The 20668-nt window shown below is 66.3% G+C and carries 16 protein-coding genes; 6 read left to right on the forward strand and 10 right to left on the reverse strand.

The window, feature by feature from the left end; genetic code table 11:
- The 7 genes from OXF11_00900 to OXF11_00930 all read right to left on the reverse strand — a co-directional run.
- Positions 1–645, reverse strand: a 645-nt coding sequence (locus OXF11_00900; GenBank protein ID MCY4485663.1) for a citryl-CoA lyase, incomplete at its 3' end; no start/stop codon positions are given.
- 110 nt (positions 646–755) lie between these two features.
- Complete coding sequence (locus tag OXF11_00905) at positions 756–2981, reverse strand: hydantoinase B/oxoprolinase family protein (protein MCY4485664.1); 2226 nt, start codon at positions 2979–2981, stop codon at positions 756–758.
- 28 nt (positions 2982–3009) lie between these two features.
- Entirely contained in the window at positions 3010–5118 is a 2109-nt protein-coding gene (locus tag OXF11_00910) for a hydantoinase/oxoprolinase family protein (protein MCY4485665.1), read from the reverse strand.
- Between the two features lie 355 nt (positions 5119–5473).
- Positions 5474–6514: an ABC transporter substrate-binding protein gene (locus OXF11_00915; protein MCY4485666.1), complete on the reverse strand. Its 1041-nt coding sequence runs from the start codon at positions 6512–6514 to the stop codon at positions 5474–5476.
- An 88-nt stretch (positions 6515–6602) separates the two neighbouring features.
- Entirely contained in the window at positions 6603–7226 is a 624-nt protein-coding gene (locus OXF11_00920) for a lysozyme-like domain containing protein (protein ID MCY4485667.1), read from the reverse strand.
- Positions 7227–7327: 101 nt separating this feature from the next.
- The gene (locus OXF11_00925) at positions 7328–9268 is read right to left on the reverse strand and encodes a TRAP transporter fused permease subunit (GenBank protein MCY4485668.1); all 1941 of its coding nucleotides are present in this window, start codon (positions 9266–9268) and stop codon (positions 7328–7330) included.
- Between the two features lie 121 nt (positions 9269–9389).
- Positions 9390–10391, reverse strand: a complete 1002-nt coding sequence (locus OXF11_00930) for a TAXI family TRAP transporter solute-binding subunit (GenBank protein ID MCY4485669.1) — start codon at positions 10389–10391, stop codon at positions 9390–9392.
- Between the two features lie 232 nt (positions 10392–10623).
- Here OXF11_00930 and OXF11_00935 point away from each other — a divergent pair, with 232 nt between their 5' ends.
- The 4 genes from OXF11_00935 to OXF11_00950 all read left to right on the forward strand — a co-directional run bounded on the left by OXF11_00935 (position 10624) and on the right by OXF11_00950 (position 14938).
- Positions 10624–11568: a tripartite tricarboxylate transporter substrate-binding protein gene (locus OXF11_00935; GenBank protein MCY4485670.1), complete on the forward strand. Its 945-nt coding sequence runs from the start codon at positions 10624–10626 to the stop codon at positions 11566–11568.
- An 80-nt stretch (positions 11569–11648) separates the two neighbouring features.
- Positions 11649–12140: a tripartite tricarboxylate transporter TctB family protein gene (locus OXF11_00940; GenBank protein MCY4485671.1), complete on the forward strand. Its 492-nt coding sequence runs from the start codon at positions 11649–11651 to the stop codon at positions 12138–12140.
- 12 nt (positions 12141–12152) lie between these two features.
- On the forward strand, positions 12153–13673 hold the full coding sequence (locus OXF11_00945; protein ID MCY4485672.1) for a tripartite tricarboxylate transporter permease: 1521 nt from the start codon (positions 12153–12155) through the stop codon (positions 13671–13673).
- A 74-nt stretch (positions 13674–13747) separates the two neighbouring features.
- A complete protein-coding gene (locus OXF11_00950) occupies positions 13748–14938 on the forward strand; it encodes a methionine synthase (protein ID MCY4485673.1) in 1191 nt (396 codons plus the stop codon).
- 6 nt (positions 14939–14944) lie between these two features.
- Here the strand turns inward: OXF11_00950 and OXF11_00955 are convergent, their stop codons facing one another.
- Positions 14945–15793, reverse strand: coding sequence for an SDR family NAD(P)-dependent oxidoreductase (locus OXF11_00955; protein ID MCY4485674.1), 849 nt, complete (start codon positions 15791–15793; stop codon positions 14945–14947).
- Positions 15794–15897: 104 nt separating this feature from the next.
- Positions 15898–17109, reverse strand: coding sequence for a D-alanyl-D-alanine carboxypeptidase (locus OXF11_00960; protein MCY4485675.1), 1212 nt, complete (start codon positions 17107–17109; stop codon positions 15898–15900).
- 228 nt (positions 17110–17337) lie between these two features.
- Here OXF11_00960 and OXF11_00965 point away from each other — a divergent pair, with 228 nt between their 5' ends.
- Both OXF11_00965 and OXF11_00970 read left to right on the forward strand, forming a co-directional pair.
- Positions 17338–18327 carry a glutathione S-transferase family protein gene (locus OXF11_00965; protein ID MCY4485676.1) on the forward strand — a complete coding sequence of 330 codons (990 nt, stop codon included), beginning with the start codon at positions 17338–17340 and terminating at the stop codon, positions 18325–18327.
- 146 nt (positions 18328–18473) lie between these two features.
- Positions 18474–19193, forward strand: a complete 720-nt coding sequence (locus OXF11_00970) for an isochorismatase family protein (GenBank protein MCY4485677.1) — start codon at positions 18474–18476, stop codon at positions 19191–19193.
- A gap of 258 nt (positions 19194–19451) precedes the next feature.
- Here the strand turns inward: OXF11_00970 and OXF11_00975 are convergent, their stop codons facing one another.
- Positions 19452–20594, reverse strand: a complete 1143-nt coding sequence (locus OXF11_00975) for an LLM class flavin-dependent oxidoreductase (protein ID MCY4485678.1) — start codon at positions 20592–20594, stop codon at positions 19452–19454.
- Positions 20595–20668: the final 74 nt, after the last annotated feature.

Raw genomic sequence — 20668 nt, forward strand, 5'->3', positions numbered from 1 at the left:
CTGCCACTGGAGCCCCATGTCCGAGGCGATGGCGGCGATGGCGCCGGTGACGTTGATGGGCAGGCCCCGGTTGTGGCGCGCCTCCGCGGCCTTCTTGATTTCTTCGAGGAACTCGCAGTAGCGTCCGCGCACGCCGGTCTCCGCGGCGATCTCGTACAGCCGGTCGGCGCGGGGGTCGCCCTCGGAGTGGGTGGCATGGCCGATGCCGGCGATCCGCTGCTTGCGGTTGGAGTGATCTTCCAGCACTCCCTGGGCCGCCGCGGCCAGGTCGGCGTCGCCGCTGTCCAGCGGCAGCGCGTCCTGCAGCATCTTGGCGCAGTACTCCGAGGAGCCCAGGTGCACGCTGCCGGCTCCCAGCAGCGCCGCGGCGACCGCTCCCTGGATCGCCTCGGGCGCGGTGGACACCGTCAAGCGGGCCGCGACGATGTTGCCCACCATGCCGTGCTCCACCAGGACGTTGAGCAAGGCGTCGGTCATCCGCCCCTCGTTCTCGGAGGGAACCCGTCCCACCAGCATCAGAAAGGTCATCTGGCCAAAGCTGAGCTTGCCCAGGATGTCCTGAGTCAGGTCGATGTTGCGGACGAGGACACGATGCAGCTCGGCCTTGCCCAATCCGGTTACGATCTTGGTCTTGTCATCGCTCATCAAGGTCTCCCCGCGGCCTGGCGTCAGGCCGGGCACGGGCGGGTTTGAAAACCGCCCCTACGATTCTTCTCCCATCGGCGGCCAACCCGCCGAGACCGGGCGCCCCGCCGTCACACGTCGATACGCGTATCCCACAGGATCGGATCGCCGCCCATGGCCGGGCAGAATAGATCCACCTGCAACTGTACCTGGCAGCCCGGACAACTGTACTCGTGGTACTCGCCGATATAGGGCTCGCCGGACGGCAGGGCGTCTTCCATGTAGTCGTTCAGGTCCAGGATTCGGCGCAGCGCGTAGTTCTTGTAGTTCTCCTCGGCGCCGCAGTAGAGGTGACCGCACTGGGTGCAGCGGATGGCGTGCTCACCGTTGCGGCGGGCGATCTCCAGGCTTGCGTGGAAGCGCAGGACCGATTCGTACTCCCCCGCCCGCGCCGGGTCCAGCGCCGAGGTCTTTCCCGAAGGCGGCGCCCCGAGCTGCTTGCGCTCGACGCGGATGCGTTCCCGCAGGCTCTTGGTGGCCGCCGCGTCCACGGAACCGCCGTCCTTGGCCAGCACCACGCCGTACACTTCCTCGCCGATCTTGGGGGTGAGCCAGCCCCGGCCGAAGTCCCGCAGCACCAGCGCGGGGTCGCGTTCGAGCGGGTCGCCGAAACCGCCGCCGCCGGCCACGTAGTCGATCAGGAGGCTTCCCTCCGGCAACATCACGCGCTCCGGCACCCCATCGGGATGCACCACCCGGCCCCAGGTGCCGTCGCGCATGCCTTCGCCGTCCGGGTATTCGCCCACCTTGACCCGGTCCAGCAGCTCCATGCCCGCGTCCACCATGTAGCGCAGCACGCTCTTGCCCGTGGGATAGCCGCCGCACAGGCCGTAGCCGCCCTGGGCCACGCCGCCGTAGGGCTTGTAGTCCACGCTGCAGTCCTGGGAGCCGTAGATCCAGTAGACGCGGTAGCTGCCGAGGCCGCCGCGGTACTTGCCGAACCCGCTGCCGTCGGGGTTGTGCCCGCGGGTGAAGTACAGGAACGGATACTGCATCTCGATGCGCTCGATATCGCTGATGCCGGCGGAGGGGATGTTCATGTGGCCGCCGGTGTTGACCCCGTCCCGGACCGGCGCGCTGCCCATGCCCGCGCCGTGGATGTCGTACAGCCCCTGGGCCACCCGGATTCCGTCGCGGGTATGGCCGCCGTAGAAGTAGCCGGGGCCGCCGGCGTAGGCCAGGTTGCCGGTGGTGGAGGCGTTGACGTCGTCCGCCCGGCCGGCGGCGTAGAGCATCTTGGAGACACATTCGCAGATGGTGGAGACCAGCACGTTGCCCACCCGCGGCGCGGCGCCGCAGGCGGCGGGGAAGGTGCAGTTCAGGATGCTGCCCTCCGGTATCTTGAGGGTCACCGGCTTCATCTTGCCGTCGCTCCAGGGCACGTCCCAGAAGAGCGCGTTGGTGAGCGCCAGGGTGATGTGGGCCGCGGTGCTTGGGAAGGTGGAGTTGTGGTCGGTGTCGGTCTGGGGGCTGGTGCCCTCGAGGTCGAACTCCAGCTCGTCGCCCTTCTTGGTCATGGTGCAGTAGAGCTGCTGGGCCACGGCCTTGCGCGACTTGCGGTCCAGGGTGGTGACGTATTCCCGAGAGACCCAGGTGCCGTCGGGCAGCGAGCGCAGCTTGGCGCGGGCCTTGGCCTCGGAATCCTCGATCATGCGCCGACCCGCGGCCTCGACGAACTCCGGACCGAATTTGTCCACCAGTCCCAGGTAGCGGTCGGAGCAGACGTTGTTGCCGGCGATCATCGCCTTCATGTCGAGCCCGACGTACTGTGGGTCCCGGCACATGCCGGTGAGGGTGCGGAAGACGTCCTCCCGGAACTCCCCTTTCTCGACGATCTTGAGGCCGCTGATGCAGATGCCCTCGTGAAAGACCTCCAGGGCGCCGCCCCGGAGCACCCCGCCGGTGTCGGCGGTATGGGTGCTGGTGGCGGTCCACGCGATCAACTCGCCCTCGTAGAAGATGGGCTTGATGACCATCATGTCGTAGGTGTGAGAGCCGGCCACGTAGGGGTCGTTGAAGAAGAACTGGTCGCCGTCATAGAAGCCGGGCGACTCCTGGAAGTACTCCATCATGTTCTTGATGGCCTGGGAGGTGGCGGCGGCGAACCGCAGGTGGCCGGAGCACGCCAGCACCATGACGCCCTCGGCGTCGTAGAACGAACTCATGCACTCGCCGCCTTGGGCCACGATGGGAGAAGCGGTCACGCGCTGCAGCGTCATGCGCCCTTCTTCCCCGATGGCCCAGAGCCGGTGGAAGTACATCTCATAGCGAATGGGATCAACCGCGGTCGGTTCCATCAGTCTCTCCTGATTGAATGTCCTGTCCTTAGATTTCCATCACCAGGTTCAGATACGGATCGACGGTCACCTTGGCGCCCGGCGGCACCGGAATGGTGGTGAAGGGCAGCTCCAGGACGGCCGGACCGGTCACCTCGTTGCCCGCCTTGAGGAGCCCGTTGTCGTACACCGGGGTCTCGATGAATCCTCGCTCCGGCCGTGTGAAGTAGACGTCGCGCTTGCCCTTGACGGCCTGGGCGCCGTCGCCCGGCTCCACGGGCTGCGGCTTCAACTCCGGCTTGGTGACCAGACCCACCGCGTCCACGCGGATGGCGCTGATCTCGATGCCGGCCTTGGTGTAGCCCGCGCCCACGCCGTAGAGTTCCTCGTACTTCTTCTCGAACATCTCCTGCAGCTCCCGCAGCCGGGCGTCGGTCATGCGGTCCCACGTCAGCGGGATCTCCACGCCGGCGGTCTGGCGGCGGTAGCGCATGGTGAAGAAGCGACGGAACTCCACTTGCTCGGTCTTGAAGCCCTCGCCCGTCATGATCTCTCCCAACTCGTTCTCGATGGTGTCGAGGCGCTCGTTGGGTCCCTCCGGCTCGGCCGGGAAGATGTACTGGCAGGTCATGACCCGTGTGTGGATCACGTCCGCGGCGGCTACGCCGAAGGCGGAGAACACGGGCGAGGTGGGGAAGATGTAGATCTTGTTGATGCCCAGCTCGGCGGAAAACCCCGCGGAGTGCACCGGCCCGGCGCCGCCGAAGGCGTAGATGACGAATTCCTCGGGCAGGTGTCCGGTGCGCACCACCTGTTGGCGGATCAGGTCGGACATCTTGCTGTTGACGATATCGTAGACCCCGGCCGCGGCTTCCACGTTGCTGAGGCCGAGCGGCTTGGCGATCTTTTCCGCCACGACCTTCTCCGCCTTTTCCTTGTTGAGCGACTTGCGTCCACCGAGGAAATAGTCAGGATCGATGATGCCCAGCACCAGGTCGCAGTCGGTGACCGTGACTTCCTCGCCGCCGGCGTCGTAGCACACCGGGCCCGGACTCGCGCCCGCGCTCTGGGGACCCACCAGCAGCCGGCCGGTCTCCTCGTCGACGCGCCCGATGGTGCCGCCGCCGGCACCGATGGACTGGATGTCGATGATGGGCTGGAGCATGCGAAAGCGCTCGACGATGGGTTCCGCCGCGTAGCGCCAGTAGCCCTCGGTGATGAGGCCGACGTCGAAGCTCGTGCCGCCCATGTCGGCGGTGATGACGTTGGGATGGCCCAGGAGCCCGGCCACGTAGGCGGACGCGATGGCACCGCCGGCCGGCCCGGACTGGAGGTTCGACACGGGAGTCGCATGAGTCCGGTGGGCCACGCCGCCGTTGCCCTGCATGATCAGGAACGGGTTTTCCAGGCCGCCCTCCTCGAGCTTGGTCTGCAGGCCGCCGAGGTAGCGGTCCACCGTTGGGCCGAGGAAGCTGTTGATGATGGCCGTGTTGGCGCGCGCGTACTCGCCCGCCACCTGCGCCAGCTCGCTGCCGAAGGACCAGAACACCTTGTTGGACGGGTCGGCCTCGCGCGCCAGCGCGCGGACGTCGTCCTCATGCTTGGCGTTGGCCCAGGCGTGCAGCAGGCTCACCGCGATGGCCTCGCATCCCTCCTCGTCCACGAGCTTGCGGATGGCGTCCATCACGTCCTGGCGGGACAGCGGCACCACCACCTCGCCGCGGTAGTCGATGCGCTCGCGCACCCCCAGGACCCGCTCGCGCGGCACCAGCGGCTCGGGCTTGGTGACCCACGTGGCGTGGCGGATTTCCTCCTCGGAGAGGCCGTCCACCCGGCCGATGGCGCGCATGATCTCGGTGGTGTCCTCGAAGCCGCGGGTGGTGATGAAGCCCACCTTGACCCCGGTGCGGGTGATGAGCGCGTTGGTGGCCACGGTGCTGCCGTGCTTGAACAACACCGCCTGCTTCAGCAGGTCGGCGCGGTCCACGTCCAGCACGCGGCCGGCCTCGGTGAGCGCGTCCATGACGCCGCGGGAGAAATCGTCCGGCGTCGTCGACGCCTTCGCCGTCCACACCTCCCCGCCGGGGGACATGACCACCACGTCCGTAAACGTGCCGCCGGTGTCGATGCCGATGATGTAGCCGTTCGCTTGAGCCATGCCTCTTCTTCCTCCTGATGGAAACTGCCTGGATTGTCTTTACCGCCGGCGCGGACGGCCAAGCCTGCGCGGGCCGCCGCCCAGGCGATCAGGCAAGGACATCGTTGTCCTCTGCCAGTTTTCGCGCGTCAATGCCATTGCCGGAAAAACGGAAACGTTGGGTGAGTTGCTGGACCTCTGCCGCTGATGTCCGGTCCGGGACGCCAGTTGAGCGACAGGGTCCTGGCGATTCGCGTCACAAACAGGCTTGTTACCCGCTCGGAAAACGCCAGGGCCCTGTCGGGTGCAAGTGCATGGTTCGAGGTACGCGACACTCTGTCGCGTACCCTCTCAAGAGTTGAATAACGGAGCTGAATTAACGCTTGGGCTCCAGGTAACCGCCCTTGCCCCGCACGTAACCGCGTTCGGTCAGCGCTTCCTCGATGAGATCCCGGGCGACGAACTGCTCGAGGTCGGGAAGCGGCTTGTCCTTGGGCCAGAGGTTCTGCGCCATCATGCGCTTCACGCGGGATTCGAACAGGCTCTTCACCAGGTGCTTCGGCAGATCCGCGCCGTATTGGTCGAACACTTCTTCCCATACGCCTTCGGCTTCCCGGCGGTCCTTCATGGCGAAGTACTTCTGGATGACGTCGATGGAGCCTTCCTTGTTGGACTCCATGTACTCCGCGGCTTCGGCCATGGCATGGATGAAAGCCTTGGCCGTCTTGCGGTTGGCCTTGAGGTAGTCGTTGTGCACCCAGAAACTGCCACCGATCCGCGGCAGGTACTTTCCGGTCTTCAAGATGACCTTGAAGCCCGCGAGCTTCGCCTTGGCCGCGTGCGGGAAGGTGAGCAGGCCGGCGTGGATGTCGCCGTTGATCATGGCGGCGATCCGTTCGGCTTCGCCCCGGAAGCTGATGACCTTGTAGTCGCGTCCGGGCTCCATGCCGAAGTTCTTGGACAGTACGATGTCGGCTTCATCGTAGTCGGCACTGCCGGGCCGTCCGAGCCCGAGGATCTTGCCCTTGAGGTCCTCGACCGACTTGATGTCCTTGTGGGCGGTGATGGTCCACTGGGAGATCAGCGATTGGCCCACCAGGAACGTGATCGGCGCGCCCTTGAGCAGAGCCTGGGAACCGCCACCGGGGATCGGCACGAAATCGATCTGCTTGGCGATGCCGGCGTTGAGCAACGCCTTGCCGCTCATGCTGCGGTACTTGGCCTCCAGGCCGTGCTTCTTGAAGATGCCCTTGTCCATGGCGATGTACGAGGGAATGTGAAACCCGCTCGCCGATGTCGTCCGGCCCACGCTGATGGGCGTCATGTCCGCCGCGGTTGCCGCGGATGCCGCCAAGGTCGCGATGCCGAAGGCCAGCAGCGCTGCCGGAGCTGTCCATTTGGAATTGAATCGCTTCATTGGGTCACTCCTTTTGTTTGCTCCATCGCACACGGATGAACGCTTGCACTCTAGGACGAAGTCACAGCCGTTTGCAAGCCGCCCACGCTTACCGGCACAGCGGCCACACCTGGTACCAGGAGTCGCAGCGAAAACGCGACTCGCACTTGTCCAGTTGCGCCTTGTAGCGGGCGGCGGTGGCGGCCACGCGCTTGGCGGTACGCTGCACCTGAGGCTTCTTCTTCCAGGTGCCGCGGCGGTAGCCGCCGCGGCCTTCGTGATAGGCGAGGTAGAGCCTGTGCGCGTCGGTCCGGGCGATACCCAGTTCGCGCCAGGTCTTGTGGTTGTACCAGCCGACGAAGTCGAGGGCGTCCTCCATGTCCGAGCGGCTGCGGAAGAGCCGGCCCCGCTCCGCCTCGTATTCGCTCCACACCGGGTTCTGGGCCTGGGCGTATCCCTTGGCCGACGACGGACGCCCCAGCGGGATGAACAGGAGCCAGCGCATGGGCGGCTTGGCGTGGCTCTGGAAGCTCGACTCATGGCGCACGAAGGCCATGAGGACATGAACCGGCGTGCCCCACTGGCGCTGGGACTTGACGGCGTAGTCGTACCAATCGGGATACTGCGAGAAGACTTGGCAGACGTCGGCCTGACGCTTGGGCGGGGGTGTGTAGGAGCACCCCGACACCCAGACAAGGACAAGGACGACCAGCAACGTTCGCGCGGCAACCAAGGCTTGGCTTGCTCCCCGCTTTCGCTCCGTGTTCCGGCTACTTCTTCGGCACCGGGACGCTCCGTCCATATGCCACGGAGCGTCCCGCTGACCTTACGCGGTCAAGGCGCCGCAGGCTCGCTTGTGGCCTGCACTACCTTCACCCGCACCAAGTGCCCGACGATGGCCACGATCACGGCGGCGGCGCCCGCCGTCAGGGTGACCGCGCCCGGGAAAATCATCGTGAAGCCGCCCGCCACCAGCAGCACGCGCTCCCACGCCGCGGTCGACTTCGAGATCCAGCCTTCGAAGCCAGCGGCCAGCGCGAACAGAGCGAACGCGGCCACGGCGACGGCGAAGAGTATCTCGACGACGCTCCCTTCCATCAGCAGGCCGGAGTTGAACACGAACATGAACGGCAGCACGAACGCGCCGATGGCGAGCCGCATGCCGATGAGCCCCACGATCATGGGGTTGGCTCCGGCAAGTCCTCCGGCAAGGAACATGGCCGGACCCGCCGGCGGAGACATGGGCGCGATGACCGCGAAGTAGACCGCGAACAGGTGCGCCGCCAGCGGCGCCACGCCCAGCGATACGGTCACGGGAACGATCATGATGGCCGTCAGGATATAGGTGGCCGCCACCGACAGGGGCGCGCCCAGCACCAGCGACGCGATCATGGCGATCACCAGGGCCGGAAACAGGTAGCCGCCGGAGAAGAGCATGACCATGGAGCCGAACTTCCCGCCGAGGCCGGTGGCGGAGATGGCCGTGACCATGATGGCGCCGGCGGCGATGGGCAGCGCCACGATGATGGATGTGGTGGCGCCGGTCTCCAGCCCCTTGAGCACGTTCTTGACGAAGTCCTTGCGCCCCTTCTTCCTGACGCCCGTGACCACCAGCAGGGTTGCGATGGCCACCAGCGCGGCCCGGATCGGTGTATACCCTTCCAGCAGGACCCACACGATGACGATCAGCGGCAGGATGAAGTGGCCGTCCTCCTTGAGCACGTTCCACGCCGAGCGCCGCCCCTCGGTGGGAGAGATGATCCCCATCTTCACGCTCTCCATGTGCACCTGCCAGAAGACCGTGTAGAAGTAGAGACAGGCGGGGATGAACGCCGCCACGATGATCTCGACGTAAGGGATGCCGCTGATGTCGCTCATCAGGAACACGGTGGACGCCATCACCGGCGGCATGAACATACCGCCCATGGAGGCCGACAGCTCCACCCCCCCGGCGAACTGCGGCCGGAAGCCGACGCGCTTCATCATCGGGATGGTGAAGGAGCCGCTGGTGGCGACGTTGGCGATCTGGCTGCCGGAGATGGTACCGAACAGGCCGCTGCCCACCACCGCCACCTTGGCGGGCCCGCCGCGGGCGCGCCCGGCCACGGCGTCGGCCAGGTCCACGAAGAACGCGGCGCCGCCCAAGTGCAGCAGCAACTGGCCGAAGAGCACGAACAGGATGATGTAGGTGGCGGAGATGTTCATGAGCGAGCCCCACATGCCCTGGGGGCTCAGGAACAGCACGTCGATGACCACGTCATAGGTCATGCCCGCGTGCCACCAGATCCCGCCCAGCAGATTTCCCCAGAACATGTAGAGCAGGAAGATCACGGTGACGATCACGAGCGGCATGCGCGAGACACGCCGCACGCCCTCGAGCACCAGCAGAATCAGCAGGCCGCCGAAGATGAGGTCCAGCAGCGGCGGCTCGTCGATGAGGCTCAACCACAAGGTGATGCGCTCGAGGTTGAACATCATGTAGACCCAGATGGCGATGGACAGGATCGCCGGGATCCAGTCCCAAAGCCCCACCCGCGTCTTCTTCACCGCCGGGCCGTAGACGATGAAGGAGAAGGCCAGAAGCCACAACAGGTGCGTCGAACGGTGCTGGAATACGTTCAGCTTGCCGACGCCGATGATGAAGACGTAGACGTGGTAGAGGGAGTACAGGATGGCAAAGCCGGGGACGAGCTTGCCGGCGATGCCGGTGAACTGCCGTCGGCTGCCTTCCGCGTAGTCCTCGTACACTCGGCCGAGGGTCGTCAGGAAAGACATGGGCGGAAGATGAAACGTTGTTGGAGCTCGGACGCGCGGCGCGACGCCACAACGGACGTCGCGCCACCGCCGGCGCGGAGCATACGCGGGACAGCGGGTCCCGCGTATGCCGCCGTGCGCTCTACTTCATGGCACCCACTTCGCGGAAATACTTGACGGTGCCTTCGTGGAGGTTCAGGGCCTTGGACGCCTTGTCCAGCGCGATGGTGTTCTCCGCGCTCAACGCCTTGAAGGAAACGTGTACGTTGACCAGGAAGTCCTTGCTGCCGTAGATGGCCTTGGTGATGGCGTAGGCCTGATCCACGGACAGGCTCGAGTTGATGACAACGATGTCCGCCATGCGCACGGTTTCCAGAGGCTTCTGGTTGACGAACTTGTAGCCGTAGCCGAAGTCTCCCGGGTTGTCGAGCTTCACGTGCTCATACCCGAACTCCGCGCCGAGCTTGTCGATGGCTTCCTTGTCCAAACCTACCCAAACCATCTCCCGGTTGTTGGTGAGGTCGACGATGCGGGCGCTGGGCTGTCCCCAGAGGCCTCCCAGCCCCTCGATCTGCCCGTCCTGGAGAAGCTCCAGCGAGGGAGCGGAGTACTGGTAGTGGATCTTCGCGCCCCAACCTTCCATGTCCTTGAAGTTGGTGCCGTGCACGTTGGCCACGTCATCGAACACCATGTAGGAACCGCTGCCCTTGGGACCCACCGAGATGCCGTCCTTGGCCTTGCGCGCCACGTAGTCGCGGAACGTGCTCAGGCCTGCCTTGGGCGTGGCGACGAACATGAAGAGGTCGGCGCCCCAGAACGCGAGCAGCTTGAAGTCGTACTTCTTCTTGAACGGCGCGTTCCCGCGGATCGCGTTCACGGCCATGCGCGCCGAAGCGCCCACTCCCACCTCTGCCTTGCCTTCGCCGGTCAACGCCAGCCCCGCCGCCGGACTGGAGGTCGGCACGGTGACGTTCGAGTTGGGGACGCCCCGGCGCAGGGCTTCGCCCAGCCCCTCGGACTTCACCTGGAGCGTACCGCCCGCGGGCGAACCCGCCACTGAAATGTTCCACTGCGCGAATGCGTTGACGCTCAGCGACAGGACCGCCGCCAGGACCAGGATCGAGAACAACGTTTTACGATGCATTCAGACACCTCCTCGGGTTTGTCGATTGCGCCTGTTTATCTCATTTGCCGTGTGACATCAACAGGAAGTTGCGCCGGGAAGGAGATTCATAACGAACCATTCCCGGCCCGAATTCATTGGACAAACGCTTGCGGTTACGTTAACACCGAATGCTAATTTTTTCAGTCAGGAGGACAGACAAATGACACGAACCCGTTTTCTGACACGCCTCGGCGTGGCCGTGGCCACCGCCATGGTGCTGGCCCTGAGCGCCTTCAACCCCGCCCCCGCGGCCGATAAGATCGTCGACAAGATACACTTCCTCATCCCCGGCGGCGCCGGCGGCGGCTGGGACGGCACCGCGCGCGGCACCGGCGAGGCGCTGACCAAGTCCGGCATCGCCGGATCGGCCTCGTACGAGAACATGTCCGGCGGCGGCGGCGGCAAGGCCATCGGCTTCCTCATCGAGAACGCCGAGTCCAACCACGGCACCATGATGGTGAACTCGACGCCCATCATCATCCGCTCGCTGACCGGGCGCTTTCCCCACAACTTCCGCGACCTGACCATGATCGCGGGCACCATCGGCGACTACCAGGCCCTCATCACGGGCAAGGACAGCCCCTACAAGAACTTCGCCGACGTGGTGGCAGCGTACAAGAAGGACCCGAAGAAGGTATCCGTGGGCGGCGGCTCCGTGCCCGGATCGCTGGACCACTTGGTTGCCGCCATGGCCTTTCAGGCGGCCGGAGCCGATCCGACCAAGGTCAAGTACATCCCCTATGACGCGGGCGGCAAGCTGAACGCGGCCATCCTGTCCGGCGAAGTCGCCGCCGGCTCCACCGGTTTCTCCGAGGCCGTCGCGCTGGCCAAGGCCGGCGAGATGCGCATCCTGGCGGTGACCGCCCCGGAGCGTGTGTCCGCGTTCAAGGACGCACCGACTCTGAAGGAGCAGGGCTTCGACGTGACGTTCGTCAACTGGCGCGGCTTCTTCGGCGCCCCGGGGCTGCCGCAGGAGAAGGCGGACCAGTACCGCAAGGCCCTCGCGGCGATGTACGCCACGCCCGAATGGAAGGCCGTGCGCGACCGCAACGGTTGGGTCGACATCCACAACCCCGGCGACAAGTTCACCGCGTTCCTGGAAAACCAGGAGAAGGTGATCAAGAAGCTGATGCAGCAGCTCGGCTTCCTCAAATAACGACTCGGTGATCCGGGGCGTCCGCCAGGGATGCCCCGGACCTCTCTCCCTCCGTGTGCGCAACGAGCAGGAGTGGACTCATGACTCTCGAACGCGCCATCGCCCTGATATTCATCGTCGTTTGCGTCGCCTACGGCTACACGGCCTTCGTGGTCATGGAGGCCGCGATGCTCCCGTTCGAGCGCAACATGACGTTCCTGCCCAACGAGCTGCCGAAATGGCTGAGCGTCATCGGCGCGCTGGTGGGAGTGGCCGTGCTCGTCCAGTCCGGTTCCGGGACCGACGGCGAGGCCCCCGAAGACGACATCGACGTCGGCAACCTCCGGCAGTACAAGCTCGGCCAGGCGATCTTTCTGCTGGTGCTCATGGTCGCCTACGCCCTGCTGCTGCGGCCCATCGGCTTCGTGACCATGACGACCCTCTTCCTGGTTGTCGGGGCGATGATTCTCGGCGAGCGGCGCTACATCGTCCTCGTTCCGGTGGCCCTGCTGGCGGCCTTCCTGATCTGGTACTTGGTACAGGAAGTGCTCGGCATCTTCCTCCGACCCTGGCCCTGGTTCCTGTTCATGTAAGGGAGACGAACGATGGTTGAAGGAATCCTCGCCGGTCTGTCCACCGCCTTCAGCATTCAGAACCTCCTCATGGTCATCGCCGGGTGCCTGATCGGTACCTTGATCGGCATGCTGCCGGGTCTCGGCCCGATGTCGATCATCGCCATCATGATCCCCATCGCCATACAGATCGGCGATCCCGCGGCGGCGCTGATCCTCTTGGCGGGCGTGTACTACGGCGCCATCTTCGGCGGCTCCACTTCGTCGATCCTGATCAACGCGCCGGGCGTGGCCGGCACCGTCGCCACGGCGTTCGACGGCTACCCCCTGGCGCGGCAGGGGCAGGCCGGCAAGGCGCTGACCGTGGCCGCCATCGGGTCGTTCTCCGGAGGCACCATCGGCGCCATCCTGCTCATGGGTTTCGCGCCGGGATTGGCCACCGTGGCCCTGCTGTTCCACTCCGCCGAGTACTTCGCGCTGATGGTCGTGGGCCTCGCCGCCATCGCCGCCTTCGCGGGCTCGGGTCAGGTGGGCAAGGCCTTGATGATGACCGTCCTCGGCGTGATGCTGGCGACGGTCGGCGAGAGTGCCCTGTTCAACGCGCCGCGCTTCACCTTCGGCATCCAGGACCTGCAGAGCGGCATCAGCTTCATCACGCTGGCCATGGCGCTGTTCGCCCTCCCCGAGGCCCTGTACCTGGTCCTCAACCCCAAGCGTTCGGAACGCGAGGGGGACGACGGCGGCAAGATCGCCAACCTGCGCATCACGCGTGAGGAGGCCAAGGAGATCGCCCCGGTCATCGGACGCCAGTCGCTCCAGGGGTTCTTCATCGGGGTCATGCCGGGGGCGGGCGCGACCATCGCTTCGTTTCTCGGCTACGCCGTGGAACGCAACATCGCCAAGGGGGAGGACCGGGCGAAGTTCGGCAAGGGCTCCATCAAGGGGCTTGCCGCGCCGGAAACGGCCAACAACGCGGCCTGCACCGGCTCGTTCGTGCCGCTGCTCACCCTGGGCATTCCCGGGTCCGGCACCACCGCCATCCTCCTGGGCGCCCTCATCGCCCTCAACGTGGCGCCGGGACCGCGCCTGATGGTGGACAATCCTTCCATCTTCTGGGCGGTGATCATCTCCATGTACCTCGGCAACGTGGTGCTGCTGGTCCTCAACCTGCCGCTGATCCCGTACATCGCCAAGCTGCTGGAGATCCCGCGCAACTACCTGATCCCGTTCATCCTGTTCTTCACCATGATGGGCAGCTACATCGGCCAGAACAACGCCACCGAGCTACTGCTGCTCACCGGCATGGGACTCGTGGCCACCATCATGCGCATGGCCGGCTACCCGCTGGCGCCGATGCTCATCGGGTTCATCCTCGGACCGTTGCTGGAAAACAACTTCGCCCGCGCCATGAACCTCACCGACGGCATCGGCTTCATATGGGCGCGGCCGATGACCCTGGGGCTGCTGGTCTTCGCCGTGGTGCTGATCTTCCTGCCGTCCATCCGCGCCGGGTTCGCCCGACTCAAGGGAGACGAAGCCGCCCAGGGAGATTGACGGCCGAGACAAGCGGTCACGTCGTCCCACGCCTCCCGCGAGCTATCCCGCGCCTGTCGACAAGGAGACAATGCATGAACGCCGAGACGGGTTTACCCACCGTTCGGGCGGAGCACATCGGCAGCCTGGTCCACCCCGACCCGCTGCTCGAGGTCTTTCAACGGCATGACCGGTACGAGGCCGGGGACGATGAGTTGCAGCGGGCTCAGGACGAGGCGATTCAGGAGATCATCCGAAAGCAGGAAGCCGTGGGGCTGCAAGTGGTGGGCGACGGCGAGTTGCGGCGGCGCAACTTCCAGGAGAGCTTCTCGGCGTGTGTCTCCGGCTTCGACGTCCCGCGGGAATCCATCCGCTTCTACGTCCACGAGAACGTCAACACGACGCCCCTGGAACGCGCCGAGCAGGATTTCAGCGCCGCGGGGCCGGCCATCGTCACGCGGCGCAAGGCCGTTGCCAGACTGAGCCTGACCCGCAATCTGCCGCTGGAGGAGTACCGGTTCGCCAGCGGCGTCGCCGGCCGCGTGGTCAAGCCCACGCTCATCGGCCCGGACCGCATCGCGCAACGGTTCAAGTGGGAAGACTCCCGGTCCGTCTACCCCGGCGGCCTGGACGAGTTCACCGACGACGTCGTCCGCATCGAGCGGACCATGATCGCGGACCTGGTGGCGGCGGGCTGCCGCTACATCCAGATCGACGCGCCCGGCTACACCGCCTACGTGGACCATGTCTCGCTGGAGCGGATGCGCTCCCGCGGCGAGGACCCGGACGAGAACCTCGAGCGGTCCATCCGCGCCGACAACGCCCTGATCGACGGCTTCCCGGGGGTGACCTTCGGCATCCACCTGTGCCGGGGAAACGCCCGCACCCACGACCCCGTGACCGGCGAGTTGGTACCGCAGTGGCACCGGGAGGGGCACTACGACGCCATCGCCGAACGCCTCTTCAACGGCCTGCGGCACCATCGCCTCCTGCTGGAATACGACAGCGAACGCGCGGGCTCCTTCGAACCACTCCGGTTCGTACCCGCGGACAAGACCGTCGTGCTCGGGCTGGTCACCACCAAGAGCGCCCGGCTCGAAAGCGTCGAAGAGCTGAGAAATCACGTGGATGAAGCGAGCCGGCACTGCCCGCTGGAGCAACTGGCCTTGAGCCCGCAGTGTGGCTTCGCCAGCGGCCTCTACCACGAGTCCGTGAGCGAGGACGACCAGTGGCGCAAGCTCGACCGGATCGTGGAGACGGCCGCGGCGATTTGGGGCGGTCCGTAGTGTCGGCTACCGTCCCGGTGCGATGGCGGGCTGCCCTGCCTGCGGCCACGCGCAGGGCGCGCTCGCCTGGGCCAAACGCTCTTCCAGCGGCAGGCCCTCGTCCCAGTGGTAGGCGATGAAGCGCCGGCCGTTGATACCGTCGGACGCCTCCGATGCGAGCCACACCACCGGCTTTTCCATCACGGGCGGCTGGATCAATTCCTCGCGGTTGTACTCGGCGTCCTGGGGGATGAGGTTGGTGTTGGCCGGGCCGCCCGGCACCAGTATGTTGGCGGTGACGCCGGTGCCTTCCAGCTCCTGGCACAGCGTCGCCATGAAGGCCTCGTGCCCGGCCTTGGACGGCCCGTAGGGCGAGCCGTAGGCGCGGTACATGGTGTTCAGGCTGGTGGTGACGCCGATGATGCGGCCCCACCCCTTCTCGATCATGTGCCCGACGGCGGCGCGCACCATGTAGAAGGGACCGGCGCAGTTCACCCCGAAGACCCGCAGCCAAGCCTCGGGCGAGACCTCCCAGCACTTCTCGCGGAACTCGGAGGTCAAGCCGACGTTGCGCGGATTGGTCCCGGCGTTGTTGACGAGGATGTCGAGACCGCCCAGGTCGGTGATGGCGGTGTCCACCGCCCGTGCCGCGCTTTCCCAACTGCTCACGCTCTCCACGATGGGCAGGACGCTGTCCTGGCCGGCCACGGCGCGCACCTCGTCGGCCGTGCGGTTGACCCACTCCTCGCTCACGTCCATCATGGCCACGCGCGCGCCCGCCGCGGTCAGGGCGAACGTCATGCGCCGGCCGAACCCGATGGGGCTGCCCGCCCCGCTCACCAACGCCACTTTTCCTTCCAAGGGTCTGTCAGCCATTTGTAAATGCCTCCTGTTCTGCGAGCGGTTCACGGTGACTCGTGCGCGTCACCACGAACCGGACTCGTACACCAGTGATCCCGGACGATGCAAGGACAGCGCCCCTACTCCGGCGGTTCCAGGCGCGCCTCCATGAACGCGGGGGGCGGCGCGCTCCGCGTGGGCAAGGGCCGCGGCCCGCCCGCGTCGAGCAGCCCCCGCATGAAGGCGTTCTGGCGTTGCCGGGCCGTCCAGAGCGGCACGCCTCGGGTCATGACGGCGAAGAACGTGCGCCCGAATTTCCGCGTGTACGCGACGCCGGCCATGGTGGAGATGCGCAGCACGCGCACGGTTCCGGACTTGCCCACCACCGCTCCGCGGTAGCGTTGCGCCGCCAGCCGGTCCTCCAGAGTCCCGGCATCGACGCCGGCCACCGGGAGCACATCGGCGTAGGCGAGCCCCCGCGCTTTGAGGGTCCGCTCCAGGGCCTTGAACATCGCGACCACGGCCCGCGGGCTCATCTGGTTGTTGCGCCCGTCCCCGGCGGCGTTGTCGATGACGATGAACCGCCGGGGTACGGCCGAGACGGCGGCGCGGAGAATACGCTGCACTTCCGCCGGCCCGCCGACCTGGTACGAGAACTCGTGGAAGTTGTCGTTCGAATGGGCGTTGAAGTCCTTGAGGTGGCGCCGCAGCGGCGGCGAGGCATGCACCACCAGCGGGCGCGGCGGAAGCGGTTTGCTCCGGTCCCGCGCCGTCACGCGCTCGAACCGCAGCTTGTGCTCCTTCAGCGGCATGGATGCGCCGGGGAACAGCGCGCGCGTCACCACCGGCCAACTCGCGGCGGCCAGGCGGCCCGTCCACACGCGCTTCAGCCTGCGTCCCTCGGGGTCCGGGGTCCAGTCGAAGAAGAAAGGCCCCTGGACGCGGATCGCGCCCTTGACCCGGTGGACTCCCTTTTCCCGAAGGCCCAACAGCACCCGGAACGCGTTGGGAAACAGGAAATACGGATCGCCCTCCGACTTCACCACCAGATCCCCGTCCAGGGTGCCGCCGGCTACGGGACCCGCGGCGAGAAAGGTCGTGCGGAAACGCCGGTCCGGGGGAAGCTTCGAAAGAAACGCCAAGGTCGTGGCCACCTTGGTCACCGACGCCGGATGATACGCGCGCGTGGAGTTCAGCGCCGCCAGGACCTTGCCGCTTTCCGCGCGCACGAACACCCCGTGGTCCGCGCCGATCTCCTTGCGCGCCAACGCCTGAAGGGGCAGGTCGGCCGCCGTCGTCGGCGCCGAGAGAAGGTGAAGAGCCAAGGATGCGAGGCCGAGCAGTCTGTACATGGTCCAGAGCGAGACGTTGGGACGGACAGCAACGGTCCAAAGGATAACGCGGCCCGGAACAACCCACAATGCCGATAGCAGGGAAGTCGGCGTCCCCTGCGCAGCGCGGTCGAGGGACGCCGACTCGAGCCGCCGCGCCTTGCGGCCACGAACCCCGAAGGGTATTCAAGGACGAATACGACGACCCACGCAGCGGCGAAGACCCCGACGGGCCGGGAGGACCACGACATGGGTGTTCTGATCGACGGCAAGTGGCACGAGGATGGGCAGGTACAGACGGATTCCCGCGGCAGCTTCGTCCGGGACGATTCGATCTTCCGCAACTGGGTCACCGCGGACGGCGCGCCGGGGACCACCGGCGAGGGCGGTTTCAACGCGGAACCCGGGCGCTACCACCTGTTCGTCTCCCCTTCCTGCCCCTGGGCGCACCGGGCCATGATCCTGCGCAAGCTCAAGCATCTCGAGGACGTGGTCTCCATGTCCAGCGCGGACCGGCCGAAGTCGGCGGGCTGGTCCTATTCCCGCGGCATCGACGACCTCGCCCCCGGCGACGACGGCGTCTTCCGGCTGCACCAAGTCTACACCGCCGCCAAGGGCGACTATAGCGGCAAGGTCACGGTGCCGACGTTGTGGGACCGCCGACGCCGCACCATCGTCAACAACGAGTCGTCGGAAATCATCCGCATGTTCAACACGGCCTTCGACGGCCTCACCGAGGTCCACGACGACTACTACCCGGCGGAGTCGCGCGCGGAGATCGACCGCATCAACGACTTCGTCTACGAGCACGTGAACAACGGCGTGTACCGTGCGGGCTTCGCCAAGTCGCAGAAGGCGTACGAGGAGGCCGTGAAGAAGGTGTTCCACGGCCTCGACACCATGGAGGGTTGGCTGGCCGCGCGCCGCTACCTGACCGGCGCGCGCGTCACCGAGGCCGACTGGCGCGCGTTCCCCACGCTGCTGCGCTTCGATCTGGTGTATCACGGCCACTTCAAGTGCAACCTCCGGCGCGTCCAGGACTATCCCAACCTGTGCGGCTACCTGCGCGAACTGTACCAGTGGCCGGGAGTCCGGGAGACCTGCGACCTCGACAAGATCAAGGCGGGCTACTACGGCAGCCAGTCCCACGTGAACCCCACCGGCATCGTCCCCTTGGGTCCGCCCATGGATCACCTGGAGGAGCCGCACGGGCGCGAGGCCCTGCCCGCGGAGCATTGAGGCGACTCCCGTTCCCGTTTGACTGTCACGCCGGGAGCGTCATAAACAGAAGGCATCCACGCAGGAACACTCGACAGCAACCATGCACCGGCGCGCGGCCACCCTACCGCGCCGGCAACCCGAACGGCGATGCAAGGAGACCAATCATGAGCGAACGCGTATGGGATCGTTATCTCTCGGAACAGGACAAGGCACACGTTGCCATGAGGCCGTCCAAGCCCATCGGCTTCGGCAAACGACCCGCCCTGTTGCTCATCGACCTCTACCGCTGGGTCTTCGGCGACAAGCCCCAGCCCGTGCTGGAGGCCATCGAGGACTGGCCCGGGAACTGCGGCATGGCCGGGTGGAACGCCATCCCCCACATCCAGCGGCTGCTGACCACAGCGCGCGAGGCAGGCATTCCCATCATCCACATCTCCGGCCTGCCGGAAGCGGGCGTCGACGAGTGGTCCTTCCGGCGTGACGGAGGAACCGCCAACCTGTCGCCGGAAGCCCTGGAGCGGCGGCGCACGAAGTTCGACATCATCGACGAGGTAGCGCCGCAACCCGGCGAGGCGGTGCTGCGCAAGCTCTCGCCCAGCGCCTTCTGGGGCACGCCGCTGATGGCGCACCTGAACCAGCACGGCATCGACACCGTCATCGCCTGCGGCGAGAGCACCAGCGGCTGCGTCCGGGCCAGCGTGGTGGACGGCGCCACCTACCGGTTCCGCATGGTGGTGGCGGAGGAGTGCGTGTTCGACCGGCACGAGGCCTGCCACGCCATCAACCTCTTCGACATGAACCAGAAGTACGCCGACGTGCTGGCCCTCGACGACATCGTGCAATACCTGCACGCATGGCGCGCCGAGCGGCCGGCCGAAGCGTAGCGCTCACCGCCAACGCAGGAGGGGCGCCCCCATGGGCGCCCCTCTTTTCTCTTTCACACTCGTACTCCGCCGTCCCCCGGCACGTCATTCCCGCGGAAGCGGGAATCCAGGGGCGGTGGTAGGGCACCGCAGTGGCGTTTCCCCGCCTCACCCCCGCCTGGATTCCCGCTTCCGCGGGAATGACGAAAATGGGGCGTCGTTGCCTCGGGAGTCTTGACACTCCCGCTTTCGTGGCGATGACGTTCCGGAAGTCTCCGGTTACGCGTTGTTCAGGTTGCTGGGCCGCCCGTTCTCCGGCAGCTTCACGCCCCCCTCGCTCGCAGCTTGGCGCAGACGGTCCCACTCATCCCTGAAGCCGCGGGTGTGGCCGCGGAAGTGCGGGATCACGTAGCGGGCGAACAGCTCCAGCGAACGGCGCAGGTTCTCGCTGCCGGTCCACTCGTGGGTGGTGAGCATCAGGCCGCCGAAGCCGCCGGTCTCTTCCTGCATGCGCTCGATGTGGCGGATGGCGTCGTCCGGCGTGCCGATGATCCAGTCGCGCCGGTCCGCGCCCGAGCGGGGCGTGATCTCCGACTCCGGCTGGTCGGGGTAAGCCTCGTAGGGCCTCTTGAGGCCGATGGCGAAGAAGTACTGCATGTCACGGGCGATACCCGCCTCCACGTCCGCCCAAGCCTGCTCCCGGGTCTCCGCGAGATAGACGCTGGTGGCGATGCGCCAGTTGTCCCGGCTGGCGCTCTTGCCGTACCGGGCCGCGGCGGCCTCCACGGTCTTCCACTGCTCGGCGTGGGCCGGGTTGCGCCAGCGGTTCTTGCCGGCGGGAGACAGCAGCATCATGCCGTGCCGGGCGGCCATCTCCAGGCTCCCGGACGTTCCCGACGAAGCCACGGCCAGCGGCATGCGCGGCTGCTGGTAGGAGCGAAGCTGCAGCCGCATGCCCTCGAAGCTCCAGAACTCGCCGTGATGGTCGATGGGCTCGGGCGACTCCAGCAGGCGCACGATGATGTCCACGGACTCGGCCAGCATGGCGTGGAGCTTTTCGTTGGGCAGGCCGAAGAGCTTCTTGTCGGTCACCAGCGCGCTCGGTCCCACGCCCAGGATGGCGCGCCCGCGGGTGAGGTGGTCGAGGAACGCCATGCGCTCGGCCACGTGGAACGGGTGGTGGAACGGCGTATTGATCACCGACGTGCCCAGGCGGATGCGCTTGGCGTGGGCCGCGGCCTTGGCCAGTGCCAATTCCGGCGCGGGCATGTTCTCCCAGCCGCCGGAATGGTGCTCGCCGATGAAGAACTCGTCGAAGTCCAGTTCCTCCGCGTAGTGGATGAGCGAGATGTCCCGGTCGTAGGCCAGCGCCGGATTCTCCGAAGGATCGTGGATCGGCATCATGAAAAAGGAGAATTTCATCGTGTGACCTCGCTGGTGTTCGGTCCGGTCATTGCGCCAGGAGCGTGTCCGAGAAGTCGAAAGACCCCCCTTAC

It is taken from the genome of Deltaproteobacteria bacterium, assembly GCA_026712905.1.
GTDB lineage: Bacteria > Desulfobacterota > Binatia > UBA9968 > JAJDTQ01 > JAJDTQ01.